The 23531-nt window shown below is 65.5% G+C and carries 17 protein-coding genes and 1 riboswitch; of the genes, 12 read left to right on the plus strand and 5 right to left on the minus strand.

What is annotated here, in order from left to right:
• Nucleotides 1-29 precede the first annotated feature (29 nt).
• From IE92_RS0108760 to IE92_RS0108770, 3 genes are all read left to right on the plus strand, one after another.
• Nucleotides 30-3554, plus strand: a complete 3525-nt coding sequence (locus IE92_RS0108760) for a beta strand repeat-containing protein (protein ID WP_156027481.1) — start codon at nucleotides 30-32, stop codon at nucleotides 3552-3554.
• A gap of 2 nt (nucleotides 3555-3556) precedes the next feature.
• Nucleotides 3557-7084: a beta strand repeat-containing protein gene (locus tag IE92_RS16630; protein WP_043339249.1), complete on the plus strand. Its 3528-nt coding sequence runs from the start codon at nucleotides 3557-3559 to the stop codon at nucleotides 7082-7084.
• 110 nt (nucleotides 7085-7194) lie between these two features.
• A complete protein-coding gene (locus IE92_RS0108770) occupies nucleotides 7195-8172 on the plus strand; it encodes a hypothetical protein (RefSeq protein WP_030148125.1) in 978 nt (325 codons plus the stop codon).
• A 58-nt stretch (nucleotides 8173-8230) separates the two neighbouring features.
• On the opposite strand, the gene IE92_RS0108775 is transcribed toward IE92_RS0108770, so the two are convergent.
• From IE92_RS0108775 to purU, 3 genes are all read right to left on the minus strand, one after another.
• The gene (locus tag IE92_RS0108775; RefSeq protein ID WP_030148126.1) at nucleotides 8231-9586 is read right to left on the minus strand and encodes an FAD-binding oxidoreductase; all 1356 of its coding nucleotides are present in this window, start codon (nucleotides 9584-9586) and stop codon (nucleotides 8231-8233) included.
• Nucleotides 9587-9637: 51 nt separating this feature from the next.
• Nucleotides 9638-9994, minus strand: coding sequence for a YrdB family protein (locus IE92_RS0108780; protein WP_030148127.1), 357 nt, complete (start codon nucleotides 9992-9994; stop codon nucleotides 9638-9640).
• Nucleotides 9995-10109: 115 nt separating this feature from the next.
• Nucleotides 10110-10982, minus strand: coding sequence for a formyltetrahydrofolate deformylase (purU, locus tag IE92_RS0108785; protein WP_030148128.1), 873 nt, complete (start codon nucleotides 10980-10982; stop codon nucleotides 10110-10112).
• A 174-nt stretch (nucleotides 10983-11156) separates the two neighbouring features.
• On the opposite strand from purU, the gene IE92_RS0108790 reads away from it, so the two are divergent.
• The 8 genes from IE92_RS0108790 (at nucleotide 11157) to IE92_RS0108825 (ending at nucleotide 20001) form a co-directional block, all read left to right on the plus strand.
• Complete coding sequence (locus tag IE92_RS0108790) at nucleotides 11157-12407, plus strand: MFS transporter (RefSeq protein WP_051701664.1); 1251 nt, start codon at nucleotides 11157-11159, stop codon at nucleotides 12405-12407.
• 98 nt (nucleotides 12408-12505) lie between these two features.
• On the plus strand, nucleotides 12506-15502 hold the full coding sequence (locus IE92_RS0108795) for a Na+/H+ antiporter subunit A (protein ID WP_081863932.1): 2997 nt from the start codon (nucleotides 12506-12508) through the stop codon (nucleotides 15500-15502).
• Nucleotides 15499-15996 (plus strand): sodium:proton antiporter, encoded by a 498-nt coding sequence (locus IE92_RS17305; protein ID WP_051701663.1) that lies wholly within the window; start codon nucleotides 15499-15501, stop codon nucleotides 15994-15996. Before IE92_RS0108795 ends, IE92_RS17305 begins: the two co-directional genes overlap by 4 nt.
• The gene (locus IE92_RS0108805; protein ID WP_030148132.1) at nucleotides 15993-17552 is read left to right on the plus strand and encodes a Na+/H+ antiporter subunit D; all 1560 of its coding nucleotides are present in this window, start codon (nucleotides 15993-15995) and stop codon (nucleotides 17550-17552) included. The genes IE92_RS17305 and IE92_RS0108805 overlap by 4 nt, the downstream gene beginning before the upstream one ends.
• Nucleotides 17552-18133 (plus strand): Na+/H+ antiporter subunit E, encoded by a 582-nt coding sequence (locus IE92_RS16640; protein WP_051701662.1) that lies wholly within the window; start codon nucleotides 17552-17554, stop codon nucleotides 18131-18133. Before IE92_RS0108805 ends, IE92_RS16640 begins: the two co-directional genes overlap by 1 nt.
• Nucleotides 18130-18393: an MrpF/PhaF family protein gene (locus IE92_RS0108815; RefSeq protein ID WP_030148134.1), complete on the plus strand. Its 264-nt coding sequence runs from the start codon at nucleotides 18130-18132 to the stop codon at nucleotides 18391-18393. Before IE92_RS16640 ends, IE92_RS0108815 begins: the two co-directional genes overlap by 4 nt.
• Nucleotides 18390-18869, plus strand: a complete 480-nt coding sequence (mnhG, locus tag IE92_RS0108820; RefSeq protein ID WP_081863931.1) for a monovalent cation/H(+) antiporter subunit G — start codon at nucleotides 18390-18392, stop codon at nucleotides 18867-18869. The genes IE92_RS0108815 and mnhG overlap by 4 nt, the downstream gene beginning before the upstream one ends.
• A gap of 40 nt (nucleotides 18870-18909) precedes the next feature.
• Nucleotides 18910-20001: a DUF1266 domain-containing protein gene (locus IE92_RS0108825; RefSeq protein WP_051701661.1), complete on the plus strand. Its 1092-nt coding sequence runs from the start codon at nucleotides 18910-18912 to the stop codon at nucleotides 19999-20001.
• 167 nt (nucleotides 20002-20168) lie between these two features.
• Here IE92_RS0108825 and nagA read toward each other — a convergent pair whose 3' ends face one another.
• Nucleotides 20169-21335, minus strand: a complete 1167-nt coding sequence (gene nagA, locus IE92_RS0108830) for an N-acetylglucosamine-6-phosphate deacetylase (protein ID WP_030148137.1) — start codon at nucleotides 21333-21335, stop codon at nucleotides 20169-20171.
• A gap of 10 nt (nucleotides 21336-21345) precedes the next feature.
• A complete protein-coding gene (locus tag IE92_RS0108835) occupies nucleotides 21346-21879 on the minus strand; it encodes a hypothetical protein (RefSeq protein WP_030148138.1) in 534 nt (177 codons plus the stop codon).
• 237 nt (nucleotides 21880-22116) lie between these two features.
• A riboswitch (ZMP/ZTP riboswitch) is annotated at nucleotides 22117-22221 on the plus strand.
• A 44-nt stretch (nucleotides 22222-22265) separates the two neighbouring features.
• Between IE92_RS0108835 and glyA the strand changes: the two genes are divergently transcribed.
• Nucleotides 22266-23531, plus strand: a complete 1266-nt coding sequence (glyA, locus tag IE92_RS0108840; RefSeq protein ID WP_030148139.1) for a serine hydroxymethyltransferase — start codon at nucleotides 22266-22268, stop codon at nucleotides 23529-23531.

The raw sequence follows: 23531 nt of genomic DNA on the forward strand, positions 1-23531 counted from the left end.
AGTGGGACGGCGGAAGGTAATAGGAGAAAATGTTTAAACAAACCCTTGCGGGAGTGGTGATCGCGGCACTGTGCGTGTCCGGTCTCGCGTCCGCAGCTTACGCGGTGGAAACACCGCCGGGGGAGCGAACCTCGGCAACCCCGAGTTCCGATCCCACCTCATCCGGTTCCCCGGTCACCCCGGGCAGCCAGACCAACGTCTCCGTTGACCCGAGTGCGTCTGCGACGCCCGAGGTCTCCGCGACCACCGATGCTCCGGCTCCGTCCGATTCGTCGACAATAACCAAGGACTCGACCGCCGAGCCGCAGGCACCCGGCCAGGGCCGGGGGGCCGCGCCCTTCGCGACAACCGCGCCCGGCCTTCGGCCTACCGCAGGCAATCGCCTCGTGGGCCCGTGGCTGACCGGGTTCAACCTGCAGGTTACCCAGGGATCCTGGGCTCGCCCGCTGGTCCAGGGCCAGCAGCTCGAAATCCTTCGCCAGCAGCCGAATAGCCAGACCCCCGATTTCTCGTTCCCGGGGCTCGAAGACACCGGTCCCATTACCGGAACCGGACTGCTGAGCGCGCTCTGTGTGACCCGTGCCAGCGATGCCAACAACGCGGTGCTGACCGCGGAGCTGTGCACCGGCGCGGCAAACCAGGACTGGAAGCTGACCCGCTACGTCCACCAGGCAGCGACCCAGAACATCTGGACGCTTTCGATTCCAAACAGCCTCTCCGATGGAATCGGCTGGCACACCATCACCACCTCAAGCCCGGTTTACCGTGGATGGGTGTATCTCGGTTCTAAGCAGGAGCTTTCCTCGCTGAACCTGAACTTCCTCACCGCAAACGCCGGGATGACCGCGCAGGTTCGTTCGGTGGATTCCACCGCGAAGACCGCCGTAGTTGGCGGCACCGCGGTACCCGGATCCGAGGTCCGGCTGGAATACCCCGCGGGGACGTTCACCAAGGCAGCCGTGGATGCGGCGGGTAACTGGTCAACCACCGTGCGCAATCTCAAGTCAGGTGCGAACACGATCATCGCCGCGCAGTTTGTGGGTGGCGTGCAGTCGGGATCGACCGTGTCGCTCACCGCGACCGTTGTGGACACCCCGCTGACCGCCCAGGTCAAGGTTGTCAACGTGGGTGCTCGCACCGCCGTTCTGGGTGGTACCGGTGTGGCCGGCTCCCAGATCAGCGTCGTTACCGATAACGGTACGCTGTCCACTCAGGTCGCCACCGACGGAACGTGGGAGCTCAACGTCAGCGGATTGAAGCTGGGTGTGAACTCCTTCTCGGTCACCCAGAACAACGCCGGTGTCATCACCGGTCCGGTGCCGCTGTCGCTGAACCTCGCCGCACCGAGTCTGACCGCGCTGCTGAAGTCGCAGGACAACCTGGCCAAGAGCGCGGTGCTTGGCGGAACCGGCCAGCCCGGTGCCACCATCACGGTGAAGACCCCGGCCGGGGAGAAGACCACCACGGTGGACGGCTCCGGAAACTGGCAGTACACGGTCACCGGACTGCCCAATGGAAGCACCGCTCTGCCGGTTACCCAGACCGTGAACGGAACGGTCTCTCCGGCGATCAATGTCAACGTGACCATCCTTGCCGCGGCCGAGAACTTCACCGTCGCCCTGCAGTCTCAGGACGACGCGGCAAAGTCCGCCATCGTGGGAGGAACCGGTGAGCCGGGTGCCCTGATTAACGTCGGCGCCACCGGTGCCAACACCGCCCAGGCGATTGTGGGAACCGACGGGAAGTGGACCACCTCGATTACCGGTCTGAGCGTGGGCGGTAACGTCCTCACCGTGACCCAGACCGTGGGTTCTACGGAGTCCACCCCGAAGTACGTGCAGGTCAATATCAAGGCCGTGGCCGCACCCTTCACCGCCATGCTGAAGTCGCAGGATAACACCGCGAAGTCGGCAACTCTGGGCGGCATTGGTGAGGTTGGCGCACAGATCAGCATCATCACCCCGTCCGGTGTGAAGACCACCGTGGTCGACGCATCCGGTAACTGGGAGTTCGTGGCGACCGGTCTGCCCAACGGACCGACCACCTTCCCCATCACCCAGACCATCAATGGCGTCGTTTCGGCACCGCTGAGCGTCTCGGTCACCATGCTTGCGGTGGCCGACAACTTCACCCTTGTGCTGCAGTCGCAGAACAACGCGGCGAAGACCGCCGTAGTGGGGGGAACCGGTGAGCCCGGTGCGACGATTACCGCGAGCGTGGGCGCCACCAAGTTCACCGCGACCGTGACCGCCGATGGCTCCTGGAGCACCACCGTAACCGGCCTGGTTGTGGGCGGAAACATCGTAACCGCGGCCCAGACCGTCCCCAGCGGAACCTCCGCGGATAAGTACGTGATGGTAAACCTCAGCGCGGTTGTTGCCCCGCTGACCGCCACGTTGACGTCGCAGGATGACACCAAGAAGACCGCGACCCTCTCGGGTACGGGTGAGCCGAACGCCACCATTACGGTGAAGACTCCGGCCGGAGACAAGACCACCACGGTGGCTGCCAACGGAAGCTGGGAATACACGGTCACCGGTCTGCCGAACGGTACCACCACCCTTGAGGTAACCCAGACCGTTGCCGGTGTGGTGTCGGCTCCGGTGAGTGTTCCGGTGACCATTCGGGCGAGCGTGGAGAACTTCACGGCTTCGCTGCAGTCGCAGGACAACGCGGCGAAGTCCGCGGTGATTGGCGGAACCGGTGAACCCGGTGCCACCATCACGTTGGAGAGCACCGATGGTTCCACGGTCACCGCGACCGTGGCTGCCGATGGGATGTGGAGTGCAACCGTAGCCGGTTTGCGGGTGGGTCCGAACGTCATTCCGGTGACCCAGACCATCGGCGGTACCGTGTCGGGTGAGAAGAACGTGCGCGTCACCATCGTGGAGACCATTGCCACGCTGACCGCCTCGGTTCTCTCGCAGGACAACACCGCCAAGTCCGCGGTACTCGGGGGAACCGGTCAGCCCGGTGCTACTATCACGGTGAAGAACGCCGCCGGGGACAAGACCACCACCGTGGACGCCTCCGGTACGTGGCAGCTCCCGGTTTCGGGCCTGCCCAACGGCACCACCACCTATATGGTCACCCAGACCGTGGCCGGTGCCGAGTCGACCCCGATTCCGGTCAACGTGACGATTCTCGCTCAGGTGTCGAACTTCACCGCTTCGCTGCAGTCGCAGAACGACGCCCAGAAGTCGGCAGTGATCGGGGGAACCGGTGAGCCCGGTGCCACCATCACGCTGGAGAAGATCGACGGCAGCAAGGTCACCGCGACCGTGGCCGCCGACGGTACGTGGAGCTCGAGCGTTGCCGACCTGCGGGTGGGACTGAACCTCATCCCCGCTACGCAGACCATCGGCTCCGAGGTTTCGGCCGAAAAGGTCGTGCGTGTCACGATCGTCGAGACCGTTGTTCCGCTGAGTGCCAAGTTGCTCAATGTGAATAACTCGGACCGCTGGGCGAACATCACGGTGACCGCGACCCCCGGGGCGACGATTACCGCTACCTCTCCGAACGGTACCAAGGCTACGGCCGTGGTTCCGGCTTGACCGTGGGAGCGGATGGAACCTGGACCGCAACCGTCACGGGTCTCAAGAACGGCAAGAACACCGTCGCCGTGACCCAGACCTTTGCCGGGAAGACCACCGGTCCGGTCAGCGTCGTGATCGACATCAAGGCCGTGGCCGAGAACTTCACCGCGAAGCTCGACTCGCAAAACGACGACGCCAAGTCGGCCGTGATCTCGGGTACGGGTGAGCCCGGTGCCACCATTACCGTGTCTCCGACCACCGGAACCAAGACCGTCACGGTCGCCGCTAACGGAACCTGGAAGATCACCGTCACCGGTCTCAAGGTGGGACTGAACAACGTCTCCGTGACGCAGACCGTGGGTACCACGGTCTCGGCGGCGAAGACCGTGCCGGTCACGATCATCGAGACCGTTGTTCCGCTGAGTGCCAAGTTGCTCAATGTGAATAACCCGGACCGCTGGGCGAACATCACGGTGACCGCGACCCCCGGGGCGACGATTACCGCTACCTCTCCGAACGGTACCAAGGCTACGGCCGTGGTTCCGGCTTTCACCGCAACCGTCAAGCCCGACGGAACCTGGACCGCAACGGTCACCGGGCTGAAGCTGGGTGCGAACACCGCCCAGGTCACCCAGACCTTTGCCGGGAAGACCACCGGACCCGTCGCCGTGGACATTCTGATCGAGACCGTGGTGGGTAACTTCACCGCCAAGGTCGAATCATGGGATGACGCCGCCAAGACCGCCGTGATCGGCGGAACCGGTGAGCCCGGGGCCACCATCACGCTGTCACCAATCTCCGGAGACGTGACCGTGAAGGTTTCGGCCAACGGCACCTGGAAGACCACCGTGACCGGCCTGGTTGTGGGACCGAACATCGTTCCCGTCACCCAGACCATCGGAAACGAGGTTTCGGCACCGAAGAACGTCACCGTGAACATCCTGGCGAACCTGGCACCCCTGACCGTCGAGGTCGGTACTGTAGACAACGCCGGCCGCTGGGCAAACCTGACCGGTACCGGTCAGCCCGGCGCGCAGATCATTGCCACCGTGGCTGGCGGGGCCTCGTTCACCACTCAGGTGGCCGCCAATGGAACCTGGAGCACCCGTGTTCTGGGCCTCGAGGTGGGCACCAACTCGGTGAGCGTTACCCAGAGCGCCGATGGTGTGACGTCCAACCCCGTGACGGTTGCGATTAGGATCACCGAGGAGGTCGACAGCTTCACCGCCAACCTGGTGGGCCAGGACGACTCCAAGCGCACCGCGGTGATCGCGGGTACCGGTGTCATCGGTGCCACGATCACCCTGAACACCCCGAGCGGCAACCAGACCGTTGAGGTGGATGCCGAGGGCAACTGGCAGTACACGGTGACCGGTCTGAGCATTGGCAACAACCCGATCCTGGTCAGCCAGACCGTGAACGGCAAGCCCGCCGGGCAGAAGGTTGTCACGGTGAACATCGCCGCGGTAACCGTTCCGCTGACCGCGGATGTGAAGGACATCAACGATGCCAAGCGCACCGCGACCATCTTCGGAACCGGTAAGCCCGGTGCCACGATTACGCTGAGCCTGTTTGGGAAGGACGTGACCACAACCGTGGCCGCGAACGGTACCTGGTCCCGCGAAATCGGCGGCCTGGTGATTGGTTCGCAGTCGGTTGCCGTCACCCAGAAGGTGGATGGCGAGCTGGTGGGTTCGACCTTCGTCCTCGTGGGCGTTGGCGTGACCATCAAGGATCTGACCGCCAAGCTGGTCAACGTGAACAACCGTGAGCGTTGGGCGAACATTGGTGGTACCGGCCAGCCCGGTGCCGTGATTATCGCCACCAACCTCAACGGCACCCAGTTCACCGCCACCGTTGCCAACAACGGGCGCTGGACGATGCGAGTGCTGGATCTGAACGTGGGACCAAACACCATTGCGGTGCACCAGTCCTACCTGGGAAACGTCTCGCCGACCATCAACCTGTCCGCGGCAATCGCAATTTGGATCGCCAAGCCCACCATTCGGGTGATCTCGCAGGACGACCTTGCGAAGACCGCAGTTGTGGGGGGCACGGGTGAGCCCGGTGGAATCATCACCGTGACCTTCGAAGGGCGTAAGTACACCGCCACCGTCCAGGAGGACGGCACCTGGACCCGTGAACTGACCAATCTCAAGCGCGGTGCCAATGCCGTGAGTGCGATCCAGGTCATCTACGGCAACACGTCCGACCCGGTGGCAACCACGATCACGCTGAAGGCGATGCTTGAGGACTTCACCGCGAAGGCAGCCGCCGCGAACGACGCCGCACGGACCGTGGAGGTTTCGGGAACCGGTGTTCCCGGAGCAACCATTCACCTCCGTCCGGGTTCGGCCAACGCCACCACCACCGTGGTTGATGCCGCGGGCAACTGGAAGGCTACGGTCTCGAACCTCATCGTGGGCGAGAACATCATCCCGGTTCACCAGGAGCTGGACGGCAAGATGTCGGCCCCGAAGAACCTGTATGTGTCGGTCGTCTCCACCAACCGCCCGCTGACCGGAACCGCCACCCTGAACAACGCCGCTCGTTCGGCCGCGCTCGCGGGAACGGCAACGCCGGGGTCGGTGATTAGCGTGGTTCTCTCCAACGGGACCAAGCTGAGCACCACAACCACCGCGGCCGGGAATTGGAACACCTCGGCGACAAACCTGCCGCTGGGTGTCACGGTCTTCTCGGTAACCCAGACCGTGGGTACCGAGACGCTCAACGACGGCATCACGCTGCAGGTTGAGGTCAAGGCCACCGTGGGCAAGCTGACCGCGAAGATCAGCTCGACCACGAGCGCCACCGGTACCGTGAACGTCACCGGAACCGGCACCGCCGGGGCCACCGTCACGGTGAGCGGCCCCGCCGGTGACAAGACCGTCGTGGTTCCCGCCAACGGAAACTGGTCGCTGGACTACTCGGGCTTGCCCGACGAAGCCAGCACCCTGGTGGCCATCCAGCGTCTTGAGGGGGCAGAGTCCAACACCGTTGACCTCTCCGCCTTCATCATCCCGCCGGTGACCTCCGCCAAGGTGGATCGCATCGCCTCGATGGCCGGCACCGTGTACTTCTCGGGTACCGGTATCCCGGGCTACGCCGTGCGCGTGACCCTGGGAGACAAGACCATCGGAAGCATCGTGGGTGCCGACGGCACCTGGACCCGTCAGTTCAACGACGTCCCCATGGGCACCAACGATTTCACCATCGTTCAGGCCAAGGGAACCGACATCTCACGAGCCACGGCCCTACCGGTGGAGCTGACCATTCCGACGATCCCCTTCACCGCAAAGCTGTGGCAGTACAGCAACTCGACGCTGCAGGCACGGTACACGGGAACCGCCACCCCCGGATCGGTGATTACGGTCACCACCGAGGATGGAACCAAGAACACCACCACGGTTCCGATGACCGCGACGGGTGCCTGGAACTTCTGGGCAACCTCCGGTTATAAGAGCGGTAAGAACACCGTCACCATCACAGAAACCACTGCCGATGGTGTGGAGTCCGCACCGATCTATTCCACGGTGACCTTCCCCTAACCGAGAAGACACCGTTACGGCAACGCCCGTCACCCCTCCGGTGGCGGGCGTTGCCCGTCCGTGGTGCCCGTCCGTGGCATCATCAACTTTCGTGAATGGGGAGGGGCCTCATGCTAAAAAATACCCTGATCGTCTTTGCACTGACCACGGTGAGCGCGACCGGAATCGTCTCGGCGGTTCCCGCGAATGCGCAGGTTCGGGAATCGTCGATATCCGAGGTGCGACTCGAAAAGCGGGTGAGCGATGATTCGCCATTTCGGTTTCTCCCGGTCACTGAATCCACGCCGAGGGAGGCGGCAAAGATCCCCGCGGTGCGCTTCACCGCGAAGCAGTTCTCCCACTCCAATGCAACAAAAGCCGCCGTCATTGGGGGGACCGGGATGCCCGGTTCGGCGATCCACCTGAGTCTGAACGGGAGGGAGCATCGCGCCTGGGTACGCGCAAACGGGCTGTGGAGCGTGACGATTGCGGGGCTTGAGGAGGGGCCCAACACGGTTTCGGTGGTGCAGATTCGAGGAGGGGTGAGTACGCCGACACTCAGCGTTCCGGTGCGGATTGTGGCGATCCCCGGGATGCTGACTGCCGGGGTGAATAACGTCAATAATCCGGGCCGCTGGGCAAACATCTCGGGAACCGCGGTTCCGGGAGCCCGGGTGGTGGCCACCTCGCCAGGGGGTACCGCCACCGGTGTTCGAGTTTCCGAATCGGGCACGTTTCAGGTTCGGGCCCAGCTCCTCGAGGTGGGCTCTAACACGGTGGTGCTGACCCAGGAGCGTGACGGAATTCGGTCGGCACCGGTGCGTGTCATCGTGCACGTGGCCGAGGCCTCACTCACAGCGCCCACCATCCGGGTGGGTTCTCGCGACGGCTCAACGGTGATACTCGATGGCGCCGGCGTACCCGGAGCGCTGATCACCCTGTCCACCCGGTCCGGGGTGGTCACCACCCGGGTTTCCGTGCACGGGACCTGGAAGAAGTCGATCGTTGTGCCCGGCGATGTCGATGCGGAGGTGGTGATGACGCAGGGGGTGGGCGCCAATATGTCCGATCCACAGCGGTTGTCGCTGGCCCCGGACACCGCCGGTTAGGTCCGCCACCGTGCACCCCATCCGTCGGTACCTCGCGGCGGATGGGGCCGGGGAAACATCACCGGGTGGAGAACACCTTGCCGGGGTTAAGGATGTTCAGCGGGTCAAACGCGAGCTTGATCCGACGCTGCAACTCGTGCTGGGTCTCGCCCAACTCCTCGGCCAGCCAGCGCTGCTTGAGCACCCCGATGCCGTGCTCCCCGGAGAGGGTTCCGCCGAGCGCCAGACACGCCTGAAACAGCGCGTGCGCGGCCTCCCAGACGCGTTCGGGCACCTCGGGGCCGTCCACGATGAGGTTGGGATGCAGGTTGCCATCGCCGGCATGCGAGAGGGTGGGGATCGGAATGCCAAAGCGCTCGGAGACCTCGGCGATCGCATCAAACATCTCGGCCAGCCGGGACCGGGGCACACTCACATCCTCGATCAGCGGATAGCCGAGGGTTTCCAGCGCCGGGTGCATCGCCCGGCGGACGATCAGCAGGTCCTCGCCCTCCTGATCGGAGGCCGCCAGCTCGGCGATCCCGCCGTGCGCGCGCAGAATCCCCAGCGCTGCTTCGGCAGCCGCGCGCGCATCGGGGCCGTCGGTACGCAGCACCAGCTGGCTCTGCCCGAGCGGCGGCACCGCGCGTCCCAGGTGGGCGTGCACGGTAGCGAGGCAGGTGGCGTCCAGCAGCTCCATGATGGCCGGGGTGAGACCCGCGCGACCGATCGCCACGGAAGCCTCGGCGGCCGCACGCACGCTGGGGAAGTAGGCGGCGATGGTGTGCACCGGGCCGGGGATCGCGCGGCGCAGGCGGACGGTGGCACCCACGATCACGCCGAGCAGGCCCTCGGAGCCAACCATCAGCGCGGTGAGGTCGAGGCCGGTGACCCCCTTGACGCTGCGGTGTCCCATCGAGATCAGCGAGCCGTCGGCGAGGACCACATCGAGGGCCAGCACGGCCTCCCTGGTCACCCCGTATTTGGCGCACAGCAGCCCGCCGGCGTTGGTGGCGATATTGCCGCCGACGGTCGAGATGGCGCGGGAGGCGGGATCCGGGGCAAACCACAGGCCGTGCTCGGCGAGGACCGCGTTGAGGTCGGCGTTGATGATGCCCGGTTCGATCACCGCGAGCAGGTCCACATCGTTAATCTCGTGGATCCGGGTCATCCGGGCGGTCGAGAGCACGATCTCGCCGGGACCCGCGGTCGCGGCCCCGGCCAGCCCCGTTCCCGCGCCGCGGGTGACCACGGGCACGCGATGGGTGTGTGCCCAGCGCAGGGTGGCCTGGACATCCTCGACGGATTCGGCATGGACGATGCCGAGCGGTGTGCCGGCCGAGACGTAGCCGGAACGGTCACCGCGGACGGCCTCGAGCGCGTCGGGGGAGGTGTCGAGGCGGTCGCCGAGTACCGCGCGCAATTCGGGGAGCATATCGGCATCCTAGCGAGTGCGCGCCGAGGGGCCCACCCCGAAGACGCCGGATTACCGGTTCAGCGAGCGCAGACCGTGAACCAGGCCGGAGACGGTCGAGATGACGGCCAGGATGACCGCACCGATCCAGCTGCCCAGGTGCCACAGCGCCAGCGAGGCGCCAAACATCACGAAGATTTCGATCAGCGCGCGGCCGAACACGTCAAAGTGGATCACCGCGCGCGGCGACTGGAACAGGGCCCAGATCAGCACCACCAGCGCGGGGGCGGCGATACCGAAGGCGATGTTCCAGGGGAAGGGCCAGGAGGTGAATCCCCAAATCGCGACGATGACCACCGCGGCGAGCTCCAGGAAGAGTCGAAGAATATCGTTGGGAGCAAAGGCGGGGCGAGGGGTTACGTCTGACACCCGCATAGTCTACGGGATTCCGACGCCCGGTCCGGCATCGGGTGCTTGCTCCGCCGGGAACACACAACGGCGCACCACCCCGAGGGGCAGCACGCCGTTGGTGAGTGACGGGTGTCTAGCGGAAGATGATGGTGCGATCGCCGTCCAGCAGGATGCGGTCCTCGGCGAACCAGCGCACGGCCTGGGTCAGCGTCCGGCTCTCCTCGTCCTGACCGATCGAGATCAGCTGCTCGGGGGAGCGGGAGTGGTCCACGCGCACCACGTTCTGCTCGATGATCGGGCCCTCATCCAGGTCGCTGGTCACAAAGTGGGCGGTGGCACCGATCAGCTTCACGCCGCGGGCGTGCGCCTGACGGTAGGGGTTTGCACCCTTGAAGCCGGGCAGGAAGGAGTGGTGAATGTTGATGGCCTTGCCGGCGAGTGCCGCGCACAGCTCGGGGGAGAGGATCTGCATGTAGCGGGCGAGGACCACGAGTTCGATGTTGTGCTCCTCCACGGCCTCGAGCACGCGCGCCTCAAACGCCGCCTTGCTCTCGGGGCCGGTGACCGCGTGGGATTCGAACGGGACGCCGTAGAACTCGGCGAGGTCGCCCAGCACATCGTGGTTGGCGAGCACCAGCGGAATCTCCACCGGCAGCTGGCCGCCGCGCTGACGGAACAGCAGGTCGTTGACGCAGTGACCGGCCTTGCTGGCCAGCACCAGGGTGCGCAGCGGACGACCCACGCGGTCCAGGGTCCAGGTCGCGTCAAAGCGCTCCACGACCGGGGCGAGGGCCGCGGCAAACTCCTCATAGGAGGCGGCGGACTCGACCTGCAGGCGCATAAAGAAGCGGCCGGTGTCGGCGCTGGAGAACTGCTGGCTCTCGGTGATGTTGCCGCGGGCGGCGACGATCGATCCACTCACATCGTGCACGATGCCGGGCTGGTCGGCACATACGAGGGTGATTACCCAGTGGTTCAGTTCTGCGGGGGCGGTGTTGTTGGTCACCGCTCTAGAGTATTGCCTCAACGGGGTAGATGCGTATTCCGGGCGAACCCTGTACCCTGATATATGGTTCCGGCAGTCCCCGAGAGCCCTGGGCGCGCACATCAGCGCGCAGACGAACTCGCCGCCCGAGGCACAGTCCCGGCCCGAGTGAACGCCATTCCGGAAATTTTCCAGATGACCTCTTCAACCACGACACCCGTGCGCTCGAATGCGCTGCCGATGCTTGGTTTGATCGCCCTGTCGATCTCCGTTTTCCTCTCCATTACCAGCGAGATGATGCCCACCGGGTTGCTGCCCGAGATGAGTGCCGACCTGGGGGTCACCGAATCCCAGGTGGGACTGCTGGTGACCATCTTTGCCTTCACCGTGGTCCTCACCAGCACCACGATGATTCGGGTGACCCGGCGCCTGCCGCGGCACACGCTGATGGTCGCGATCCTGCTGACCCTGGCGCTGTGTAACGTGCTGACCGCGGTGCTGCCGAGCTATCCGGCCATCGTGTTTGCCCGGATCCTCGGCGGGGTGGCCCACGGCATGTTCTGGTCGCTGACCCCGGCCTATGCCTCGCGCCTGGTGGCCCCGCACCTGATCGGTCGCGCGATCACCATCGCGCTGACCGGCGGAACCCTCGCCATGATCCTCGGCGTCCCGCTGGGCACCGCCCTCGGTCACGCGGTGGGCTGGCGGGTCGCATTCGGCGCGGTCGCCGTCGCCCTCGCGCTCGGTGCGCTGGCCGTGTTCTTCTTCCTGCCGAAGGTGGCCCAGGACCCGGTTACCCCCAAGGCCGCCAAGATCGATGCCGCCGGTAATAAGGTTCCCGGCTCGGTGCTCCCGGTGGCGCTGATCTGCATCATGGTCGCGCTGACCATGACCGGTTACTACGCCTTCTTTACCTACATCACCCCGTTCTTCATCGGCTTTATCGGGATTCCCGCCGAGCTGGTGAGCGTGGCGCTGCTCGGGTTTGGTGCGTTCGGCGCGATCTCGCTGTTCTTCACCGGCGGTATTTTCTCCCGGCTGCCGCTGCGCGGTTTGGCGATCGGTCTGGTCGGCTGTGTGGTGGCGGTCAGCGTGATCGCGATGACCGCACAGTCCCCGGTGATCGCCGCCATCGCGATGGCGATCTGGGGATTCTGCTTCGGCCTGATCCCGCCGCTCGCGCAGACCCTGATGCTGCGGGCCGCGGCCCCCGAGAACCGCGACAACGCCGGCGCGTTCTACACCACCGCGTTCAACCTGGGCATCGGAGGCGGCGCGCTCTTCGGAGGTATTCTGCTTTCGGCATATGGCCTAGGGGCGCTGCCGATCCTCTCGGCCGCCCTCACCGCGGCCGGTCTGGTGCTGTTCCTGATCGCGCGTGGACGGGTCAAGGCGGCGGTGGAACGTCACTCACCGACGCCCGAATTGGTGGAGGTTCCGGCCTAAACGGGGAATGATCCGGGTTATTTTGTCGTTCAATTACGAAGAAGCTTCCCGGTTTTGATAGGTTAGAAGCTACAGGCCACCTACCTTACGGAGACCTCATGGCGACGATTCTGACCATCTTCCTGATTGTCTCCGTCGCGACTCCATTTCTTGCCAGGTTCCTCAAGAACCATGTTTTCACCGTTGTGGCTCTCGTGCCCGCTGGGGCATTTATTTGGACGTTGCTGCAGGGCGAACAGATCCGCACGCACGGCGAGATCACCGAAACCATCCGCTGGGTTCCCCAGCTGGACCTGGCTCTCGCATTCCGCATGGACACCCTCGCGTGGCTCCTGGCACTGGTAGTCACCGGTGTGGGCACCGTGGTGCTGCTCTATTGCACCCAGTACTTCACCAAGCGGGAGCCGGGGCTCGGGCGCTTCGCGGCGTTCCTGTTTGCCTTCGCGGGCACCATGTTTGGGCTGGTTACGGCCGATGACATCCTGCTGATGTTCATGTTCTGGGAGATCACCAGCGTGCTCTCCTACCTGCTGATCGGGCACTACACCGGCAAGAAGGAGAGCCGCGGTGCGGCCCTGCAGGCGCTGCTGGTCACCACCTTTGGTGGCCTGGTCATGCTGATCGGTGTGATCATGATCTCGGTGCAGGTGGGCAGCACCTCGCTCTCGGCCATCGTCGCGGCCGGGGTCACCGGTCCGATGGCGGTCACCGCGATCCTGCTGATCATCGTGGGCGCGATCTCCAAGTCCGCGATCGTCCCCTTCCACTTCTGGCTGCCGGCCGCGATGGCCGCGCCCACCCCGGTATCCGCCTACCTGCACGCCGCCGCGATGGTCAAGGCCGGTATCTACCTGATCGCCCGCCTGGCCCCCGGCTACGCGGATCTGCCCGGCTGGAAGCTGGTGCTGATCGGCCTGGGTGTCTGGACGATGCTGGTGGGTGCCTGGCGCTCGCTGCGTCAGTACGACCTCAAGCTGGTGCTCGCCTACGGCACCGTGAGCCAGCTCGGTTTCCTCATGGTCATCGTGGGCTTCGGTACCCCGGATGCCGCCCTCGCCGGCGCCGCGCTGCTGCTGGCCCACGCGATCTATAAGTCCACGCTGTTCCTGGTGGTGGGAATCATCGACCATGCCGCCGGCACCCGAGACTGGCGTCAGCTCTCGGGCCTCGGTCGGAAGATGCCGGTACTCGCGGTCATCACCGCGCTGGCGATTGCCTCGATGGCGGGCATCCCGCCGCTGCTGGGCTTCGTGGCCAAGGAGTCCATTTTTGGGGCGTTCCTGCAGGCCGCCGAGGCCGGGGACCCCTATGGGTGGATCGCGCTGATCGGGACCGCGGTGGGTTCGATCCTGACCGTCGCCTACTCGGCCCGCTTCTTCTGGGGTGCCTTCGCGACCCGCACCGCCGCCTGTGTCTCGACCGAGTGGCATAAGCCGCCGACCGCGATCCTGATCGGCCCGGGTGTGCTCGCGGTGGTCTCGGTCCTGCTCGGCATCTTCTCTCCGGCGCTGAATGCCTGGCTGGATCCCTACCCGGAGAGCTTCGACGGGCACCTCGAGGGCCATCTGGCGCTCTGGCACGGTTTCGAGCCGGCCCTGTTTATCTCGATTGCGATCCTGGGCCTGGGTGCCGCGCTGTTCTGGAAGAAGACCCAGGTGGCCCGTCTGCAGGAGGCGCTGCCCCCGCTGGTGGACTCCTCCCGCGGGTACTGGAGCGTCACCCGCGCGGTGGACAAAATCTCCGCCAAGGTCACCATCTTCGGCCAGCGCGGCGGCCTGCCGCAGTACCTCGCGACGATCCTCGTGGTCTTTGTCCTGGTGCTCGGAACCCTCGCCGCGATTGGCAACGTCTGGCCCACGACCTTCCGCCTCTACGACTACCCGCAGCAGGTGGTGATCGCCCTGGTGATGGCCCTGGCCACCCTCGGTGCCGCCTGGACGCGCAAGCGCATGGCCGCCGTGCTGCTGGTGGGGGTCACCGGATTCGGCATGGTCGCGCTGTTCGCCTTCCACGGTGCCCCCGACCTTGCGCTCACCCAGGCGCTGGTGGAGACGATCACCATCGTCGCCTTCGTGCTGGTGCTGCGTCGTCTGCCCGGCAACAGCCAGAAGCTCACCAAGCGGGTCCACCGCGGTCGCCGCGCGGTGATCGCGATCGGAACCGGTGTGGTGATGGGAGCGATCGCGCTGATCGCGCTGGGGTCGCGGATCACCGATCCGATCTCGGCCCAGCTGCCCGAAATGGCCTACTACGAGGGCCACGGCAAGAACGTGGTCAACGTGGCGCTGGTGGATATTCGTGCCTGGGACACCATGGGCGAAATCTCCGTGCTCGTGGTGGTGGCCACCGGTATCGCCAGCCTGCTGTTTGTCTCCGGACGTGCCGATAAGAAGGGCCGTCGCGGTCTACGCCGCCCGGCCACCGCGCTGGGACGCCGCAGCGTCCTCTCCGATCCGGACATCCAGCCCGCCACCCCCGGCGCGCGTCAGTCCTGGCTGGTGAGTGGCGGCAAGATCGCCAGCGCCAACCGCTCGATCCTGCTCGAGGTTCTGGTGCGCCTGATGTTCCACCCGGCCATCGTGGTTTCGATCTTCCTGCTCTTTGTGGGTCACAACTCGCCCGGTGGCGGATTCGCCGGCGGACTCCTGGCGGGTCTTGCCCTGGTCTTCCGCTATCTGGCCGGCGGCCGCTACGAGCTGCGCGAGGCCGTGCCGATCGACGCCGGAAAGCTCCTCGGCGCGGGTCTCGTGCTCGCGGTGGGCTCGGCGATCGGATCGCTGTTCTTCGGCTCCGAGATCCTCTCCTCCGCCTACCTCTCCGCAGATATTCCCGTTTTGGGATACATCTCGATCGGCACCACCACGATCTTCGATATCGGTGTGTACCTGGTGGTTGTGGGTCTGGTGCTCGACATCCTGCGCTCGCTCGGTGGTGAGGTCGACCGGCAACAGGACGAGGCCGATATCGCCGAGGAAAGCACCGACGAGTTCAGCCCGCGCCAGCAGGTGCCCAACACCGACCTCTGGGCCACGCAGCGCGTGCCCATTGTGCCGGATACCCCGTCCGCGACCGACACCCGAGAGGACAACCGATGAGTGCATCCCTCACCCTCGTCCTACTGATGTCGCTGATGTACGCGGTGGGCATCTACGTGATGATGGAGCGCAGCCTGACCCGCTTCCTGATCGGCTTCCTGCTGGTGGGTAACGCCACCAACATCCTGATCTTCCTGATGAGCGGACCCAACGGCAATGCGCCGCTGTGGACCGGCGGCCCCGAGGACGCCGACATGGTGGATCCGCTGCCGCAGATCCTGATCCTCACCGCGATCGTGATCAACTTCGGTATCACCGCGTTTGTGCTCGCGCTGATCTACCGCACCTGGTGGCTCGCGCAGCTCGGCGACGAGGGTGACACCCTGCCGGATGACCACGCCCACGACACCGAGGAGGACGCCGAGGAGGCGTTCCGCCAGGTTGATGAGGACGATGAGGCCATTCAACGGGTCCTGGATGCCTCCAACGAACACGAAGACGACCCCGAACCCGACCCGGTTCAGACAGCACGAGACACGGAGGTGGGACGATGAACGCCCTGGTTCCCCTCGTGGTCACGATTCCGCTGCTGGGTGCCGCGATCGCGCTGATCTTCGGTCAGCGTCCGCGTGTGCAGATCTTCGTGTCGCTGATCTCACTGACCCTGGTGACCGCGATTGCCGCGGTCCTGCTGGTGGCCGTGGATCAGACCGGCACCGTCACCGTCAATGTCGGCGGCTGGGCACCACCCTGGGGCATCGTGCTGGTGGTGGACCGCCTCTCGGCGATCATGCTGCTGGTGTCCGCCCTGATGCTGCTCGGCGTGCTGATCTTCGCGATCGGCCAGGGCATCGTGGACGACGACAACGAAACCCCGGTGTCGATCTTCCACCCCGCCTACCTGGTGCTGTCGGCCGGTCTGTTTGACGCGTTTGTGGCCGGCGACCTCTTCAACATGTACGTCGGCTTCGAGATGCTGCTGGCGGCCAGCTACGTGCTGCTGACCCTCGGTGGCACCGGTGCCCGCATCCGCGCGGGCGTGACCTACATCGTGATCAGCCTGATGAGCTCGCTGCTGTTTGTGGGCGCCATCGCGCTGATCTATGGGGCCACCGGGACCGTGACCATCGCGCTGATCTCCGAGCGGGTGCGCGAGCTGCCGATGGGGGTCCAGGCGATCCTCTGTGCGGCGCTGCTGCTGGGCTTCGCGGTCAAGGCCGCGGTGTTCCCGCTGTCCTTCTGGCTGCCCGACTCGTATCCCACGGCGCCCGCGCCGGTCACCGCGGTGTTCGCGGGCCTGCTGACCAAGGTCGGCGTGTACGCGATCATCCGCACCGACACCGTGATGTTTGTGGATGTGCCGCTGCGAATACCGTTGATGGTGGTGGCGTTCTTCACACTCCTTGTGGGCATCATGGGTGCGGTGATGCAGGCCGATATCAAGCGTCTGCTCTCGTTCACCCTGGTCAGTCACATCGGGTACATGATCTTTGGTATCGCGATCGGCGGCGACATTGCGCTGACCGCCACCATCTTCTACGTGGTGCACCACATCGTGGTCCAAACCACGCTGTTCCTGGCGACCGGACTGGTCGAGCGCGTGGGCGGAAGCACGTCCATCTCGCGCCTGGGTGGTCTGCTCAAGGCCGCGCCGTTTGTGGCGGTGCTGTTCTTCCTCGGCGCGCTCAACCTCGGCGGAATCCCGCCGTTCTCCGGCTTCCTCGGCAAGATCGGCCTGTTCCAGGCCGGCGTCGAGGAGGGTAGCTGGCTCTCCTACGTGCTGATCGCCGCCGGGGCTGCGACCTCGCTACTGACCCTGTACGCGCTCGCCCGGGTGTGGAACATGGCCTTCTGGCGCTCGCGTGGTGAGGTCGAGGGCTACCAGTCCCCGCTGCTGGAATCCCTCGCCGAGAGCCCCGAGGACTCGGGGACCGTCGCGACCAAGCAGACCTCGCGTCTGATGGTGGGCGCGACCACCGGCATGGTGGGGCTCACCCTGCTGCTGACCGTGTTCGCCGGCCCCATCTTCGGCTATGCCGAGCGTGCGGCCGCCCAGGTGGAGAACGTGGAAAACTACATCTCCGCCGTGTTCCCGGAGGGATCGCCCTAATGCCACAACAGACACGCGATAAGCACCGTCTCGCCGGGCTCAGCCAGGGCCTGCTGGCCCTCGGCCTGCTGCTGCTCTGGTGCCTGCTCTGGGGGAGCTTCACGCCGCTCACCATCATCACCGGCATCCTGGTCTCGACCGGGGTCTCGTTCACGTTCTACCTCCCCGGGGTCGAGCTCAGCGGCCGGGTCAACCCCTGGCGCGTGATCGTGTTCTTTGTGGTGCTGGCCTGGGACATCCTGCGCGCCTCGATCCAGATCGCCTGGCTGGCCTTCGCCCCGAACTTCAAGCCGGGTAACGCGATCGTGGGCATCCCGCTGAACACCCGCTCGGACCTGATCATGTCGTGGACCTCCACGGCGATCTCGATTGTGCCGGGATCCATCGTGGTCGACCTGGACCGTTCGGGTTCGATCCTCTACGTGCACGTGATCGACGTGCACTCCGAGGAGGATATTCAGCGCTTCATCCAGGAGGTTCTGGACACCGAACGCCGCCTGGTGCTGGCAATCGGATCCAAGGCCGAGGTGGTGCGGGTCAACGAGCAGCATGCCCTGGCCCGAGGAAGGAAAAACCGATGACCATAATTTTGGGAATCATCATCGCCATGTTTGGTGTCTCGGCGCTGTGCGCCGTCTACCGGATTGTGCGCGGGCCCTCGCTGCTTGACCGCGTGATCGCCTCGGACGTGCTGGTTGCGACCGCGATGTGTGCGATGGGTGCCGAGATGGCCATCAATCGTCACACCAACACGCTGCCGGTGATGCTGGTGCTGGCCATGTTCGCGATTGTGGGCTCGGTCAGCGTGGCTCGCTTTATGTCGAATCAGGCCGAAGCATGACCGGCGAGTGGTGGCGCGACGCCCTGACCATCGCGCTGGTCTTTGCCGCCGCGGTGCTGTGTCTGGCCGCGGGCGTGGGTCTGCTGCGCTTCTCCGACGTGCTCGCGCGTCTGCACGCGGCGACCAAGCCGCAGGTGCTCGGTGTGATCCTGGTGGTGGCCGATGTGATCTTCTCGACCCCCACGATCGGCACGATCACGCTGGGCTTCTCGATCATCCTGTTCCAGGCGCTGACCGCGCCGATCTCGGCACACATGGTGGGCCGGGCGGCGTATCGGACCGGCAAGTTCCGCAGCGATGTGCTTTTCCGCGACGAGCTGCGCGGACGCAACCACCTGCTGGGGCTCGACTATCCGGATCCCGAGGACTACGTGTCGGGCAACACCGTGGCAACACCGCTGGTGCAGGAGGCTCCGGTCGAGCACGATCCGGTGGTTCCCAACCACGAGCAGACACCCGGAGACACGGCGCGATAGGCGCGCGTAAGCGCTTACAAACTGGATTACACTCGTTTGGGTGACTCTTCAGAACCATCTCGGTGAACGTGCCTATCCCGTCCGTCCGCGCATCTGGCATCAGCGCAACTATCAGCAGCTGAGGAAGGAACAGCGGCCCGCCCGAGCGCAGGGGCGTTCGCTGCTGACCTTCGCGATCGCGATTCTCGCGGCCGCCGTGGTGTCGGTCAACTGGCACGCCATCGCCGCGGCGCTGCCGTTTACCCCGGACGCCACCTTCGCCCCGGTGCTCACCGCCGCGCTGGCGTTTGTGGTGGTGGCGTTTGCCGTCTCGAGCCTGGACTCCTGGGGACCCTGGCGCGATCAGCGCCGCTACCGTCGGTTGACCGGGGCGAGCGAGATCACCCCGGCGCAGCAGTCACTGCTCGCGCTGGACGCCGAATCGGATTTCCGGTCGGGGCTCTGGAACTCCAGCCTGGAATTCTCCCCGGCCTGGTCAAAACTGCCCGAATCGCTGCGCAAGAAGTACGCCGACGGTGCCAAGGGTTACCCGATCATCTCGCTGCCGATGAACGATCTGCGCGACCTGCAGGCCGACCTGGACAAGCGCACCAGGATCGCCTCCGAGCGCGACCTGGAACTGTATGTGGCCGACGGGATGGCCCAGCACAGTATGAGCGCCCGCTTCCAGGCGATCCTCAACGGCCCGGATGCCGAGCGGATGCTCACCCGCATCGCCGGACTGACCGGTCTGTCCGAATGGGACCTGCGGGCGCTGGCCGAACCGCAGGCCGGGCGTCCGCCGCTGCTGCTGTGGGCGGGGGATGTGCAGCGCCTGATCGCGATCGTCCGCACCGCGTTTGTGGCCGGGCAGGTGAGCGAGCAGACCGCCTGGACCCTGATCGAGCGGCTGGGAAACGTCGCCTTTGCCCTGTATACCGATGCGGCTGATTACTGGCGCGGCGTGCGGATCGCCACCGCGTTCGCCTCCGACGAGGTCGCCGCCCTGCAGGCCTTCGACGAGACCATGAAGGAACTGCGCGACAGCGGCTGGCCCGCGACCAGCGCCGCATTCCCCACCCTGCCGGTGGACACCCTGCCCGGGCAGATCCGCACCCCCGAGGTGTTGCTGCCGCGCGAGGAGGCGAACTAGTCCGTTCCCGAGCGACGGCCTCGTCCGGTGAGAATTTTCACCGAACGGGGCCGTTGTGGTGTGCGTTGGGTGACCCGTGTCGGGGTGTTTCCTGACCTGTGCGGGGGTCTGTTGTCTGACCGATGTCGGCTGTCCGGAGCCGGCGCGGGGAAGCGGTGCTGCGGGGTCTAGGCGTGTGCCGCCGGATGTTCGGTGCCGTCGGCCCACACCCGCTGCAGGGTCAGATCGTCGTTCCAGAGCAGCACGTCGGAGGGGTAGCCGACCTCGATCGCGCCGAGGTCGCGCTCACGACCGAGCACCCGGGCGGGGGTTTCGGTGAGTGCGCGCACGGCCTCGGGAAGCGGGAGGCCCACGACGTGGACCGCGCGGTGCAGGGCGGCATCCAGGGTCAGGGTGGATCCGGCGATCGAACCGCCCTCCACCAGTCGTGCGGTGCCGCTCTCCACCAGAACCTCGAGGGAGCCGAGCATGTAGTGGCCATCGGCGGCGCCGGTCGCGGCCATCGCATCGGTGACCAGGGCGATGCGTCCCGGAGCCTCGGTGAAGGCCAGGCGCACGACGCTCTCGTGGACGTGCACGCCGTCGTTGATGACCTCGAGGGTCACGCCGGGGCTGTCGATCGCGGCCAGCACCGGGCCGGGGGCGCGGTGGTGGATCGGGTGCATCGCGTTGAACGCGTGGGTCAGCAGGGTTGCCCCGGCATCGAAGGCGGCTCGGGCGGCGGTGTAGTCGGCGTCGGTGTGGCCCACGGCGACGATCACCCCGGCGGCGGTCAGCTCGCGGATCGCCTCGGTGGCGCCGTCCAGCTCGGGGGCGATGGTGATCTGGCGCAGCGTGCCCTGGCCGGCCTCGATCAGCCGGTCCACGGTGCGCACATCGGGGGTGCGCAGCGCCTCGGGGTCGTGGGCGCCGCGGTGGCCGGGATCCAGGAATGGGCCCTCGAGGTGGCTGCCGAGCACCCCCGGGTCGGTTTCGGCCAGGTCGGCGACGGTTTCCAGCCGACTGACCAGATCCTCGATACCCCCGCTCACAAACGACACCACCGCGCGGGTGGTGCCGTGGGAGCGGTGCAGGGCAAGGGCCGTGCGGATCGCCGCCTCGCCGTCTTCAAACGCGACGCCCGCGCCGCCGTGGCAGTGCAGATCGATCAGGCCGGGGGTGACAACCTGCCCGGTGCCATCGATCACGGCGGTATCGGGATGCTCGGCGACCCGTGCCCGCCAGGTGTCGTTGGTGCCGCGGGCGCAAACACCGTCCTCGTCAAACTCGATCCAGGCGTGCTTGGTGCTCTGCCCACCGGAAATAACGGTGGCCGAGTGAATGAGGTTCCGCATACGCACGAGCTTAGTCCCGCGGATCGTTTAACACATCCGTGGTGAGTTCTGTTGATGCAGGAGCGGCCTCTGCTTGATTCTGGCCTTGTTTGCGTCGACGATCTCGCCTTTCAACCCAATGTATCGGCCAGAGAATCAGCGGGGTAAGGAAAATGGTCAGCACAATCGCCAGTGCGCGGTGTCCGGGGCAGGGGATGAGGGGATCAAGAGCGGCCCACATCAACACCAAATAGATCAGAGCGATTATCGCCTTGAGGAGCAGCGCGAATGCGGGTTTTCCGGAGATTTTCGAGGTAGAACGAACCAGGGCGCCAAAGAAGAGTTCAACCAGGAACGTGACGAGGGTTGCCAGTAGTGTCAGGGTGATGCCGATCCCCCAGGTGAACGGGTTGTCCTCGCGTGGAGGCCAAATCCACCTGATGAGAAGGACGGCTCCCCATGTCGGAAGCGAAGCATACGCCGTGGCGATGAGCAGGCTACTGGTCGCCAAGAATGCGATCAAGATGCCGGCCAGCGCCTTTTCGAAGTAGTTGAGTTCCGACATGGGGACGAACCGTTGTTAGAGACCAACAAATACGATGTTCATGACGTTTCTCTTTCCAATGTGTGTGAATGGGAGAGCTGACGTCGACCGAGGGAGTCGGCGTTGAATGCAGGCTAAGACTCGAAAAACCCCGAAGAATAGCGCTCTTAAGTGATCTTTTCTCTTTGTGACGGTTCGGCTTTGTGTGTGGATTTTTGGGGAAACCCCCACCCACGAGCCCGCCCCGGGATGCTAGGCTAATCGCGTCGCGACTGGCGTCGGTGGAGCGGGATCGCACCACTCAAGATGGTTACCATCGGGGAGCGACCGACACGGATTCGACCGCACGCCTGGGCCGATACGGAAAATTGATGTTTTGTCCGCCGCTGTCATCAGAGGAGCCAGTTTTGACCGACCTATTTAACGCCCCCCTTGCCGAGGTTGACCCGGAAATTGCCGCGGTCCTGGAGCAGGAGCTGGTTCGCCAGCGCGACTACCTCGAGATGATCGCCAGCGAGAACTTCGTTCCCGTGTCGGTGCTGGAATCCGTGGGTAGCGTGCTCACCAACAAGTACGCCGAGGGTTACCCGGGTCGCCGTTACTACGGCGGCTGCGAGGCCGTGGACGTGGCCGAGAACCTCGCCATCGCCCGCGTCAAGGAGCTCTTCGGTGCCCAGTACGCCAACGTTCAGCCGCACTCCGGTGCCACCGCCAACGCCGCCGTGCTGGCCGCGATCGCCAAGCCGGGAGACACCATCCTCGGTCTCGAGCTGGCTCACGGTGGTCACCTGACCCACGGCATGAAGCTCAACTTCTCCGGCAAGCTCTACAACGCCGTCTCCTACGGCGTTGACCCCGAAACCTTCCTCGTGGACATGGACGTCGTGCGCGCCCAGGCCCTCGAGCACAAGCCGCAGGTCATCATCGCCGGCTGGTCGGCCTACCCGCGTCAGTTGGACTTCGCCGCGTTCCGCGCGATCGCCGACGAGGTGGGTGCACTGCTCTGGGTCGACATGGCTCACTTCGCCGGTCTGGTCGCCGCGGGCGTTCACCCCTCGCCGGTGCCCCACGCCCACGTGGTCTCCTCGACCGTGCACAAGACCATCGGTGGACCCCGCTCGGGCTTCATCCTCACCAACGATGTTGACCTCGCCAAGAAGATCAACTCGGCCGTGTTCCCGGGCCAGCAGGGTGGACCCCTGATGCACGTGATCGCCGGTAAGGCCACCGCCTTCAAGATCGCCGGTAGCCCCGAGTTCGCCGACCGTCAGCGTCGCACCCTCTCCGGTGCCAAGATCGTGGCCGAGCGCCTCACCGCCCCGGACAGCAAGGCCGCCGGTATCGACGTGCTGACCGGTGGATCCGACGTGCACCTGGTGCTTGTTGACCTCCGCAACTCCGAGCTCGACGGCAAGCAGGCCGAGGATGCGCTGCACGAGGTGGGCATCACCGTGAACCGCAACGCCGTGCCGTTCGACCCGCGCCCGCCGATGGTTACCTCGGGTCTGCGCATCGGTACCCCCGCGCTTGCGACCCGCGGATTCGGCGACGCCGAGTTCACCGAGGTTGCCGACGTGATCGCCCTGGCCCTGCGCCCCGGTGCCGACCTGCCCGCCCTGCGTGCACGCGTCGCCAAGCTCACCGAGGCGTTCCCCCTCTACCCGGGACTGTAG

The sequence above is a fragment of the Mycetocola saprophilus genome, assembly GCF_000718085.1.
In the GTDB taxonomy this organism is placed as follows: Bacteria; Actinomycetota; Actinomycetes; order Actinomycetales; family Microbacteriaceae; genus Mycetocola; species Mycetocola saprophilus.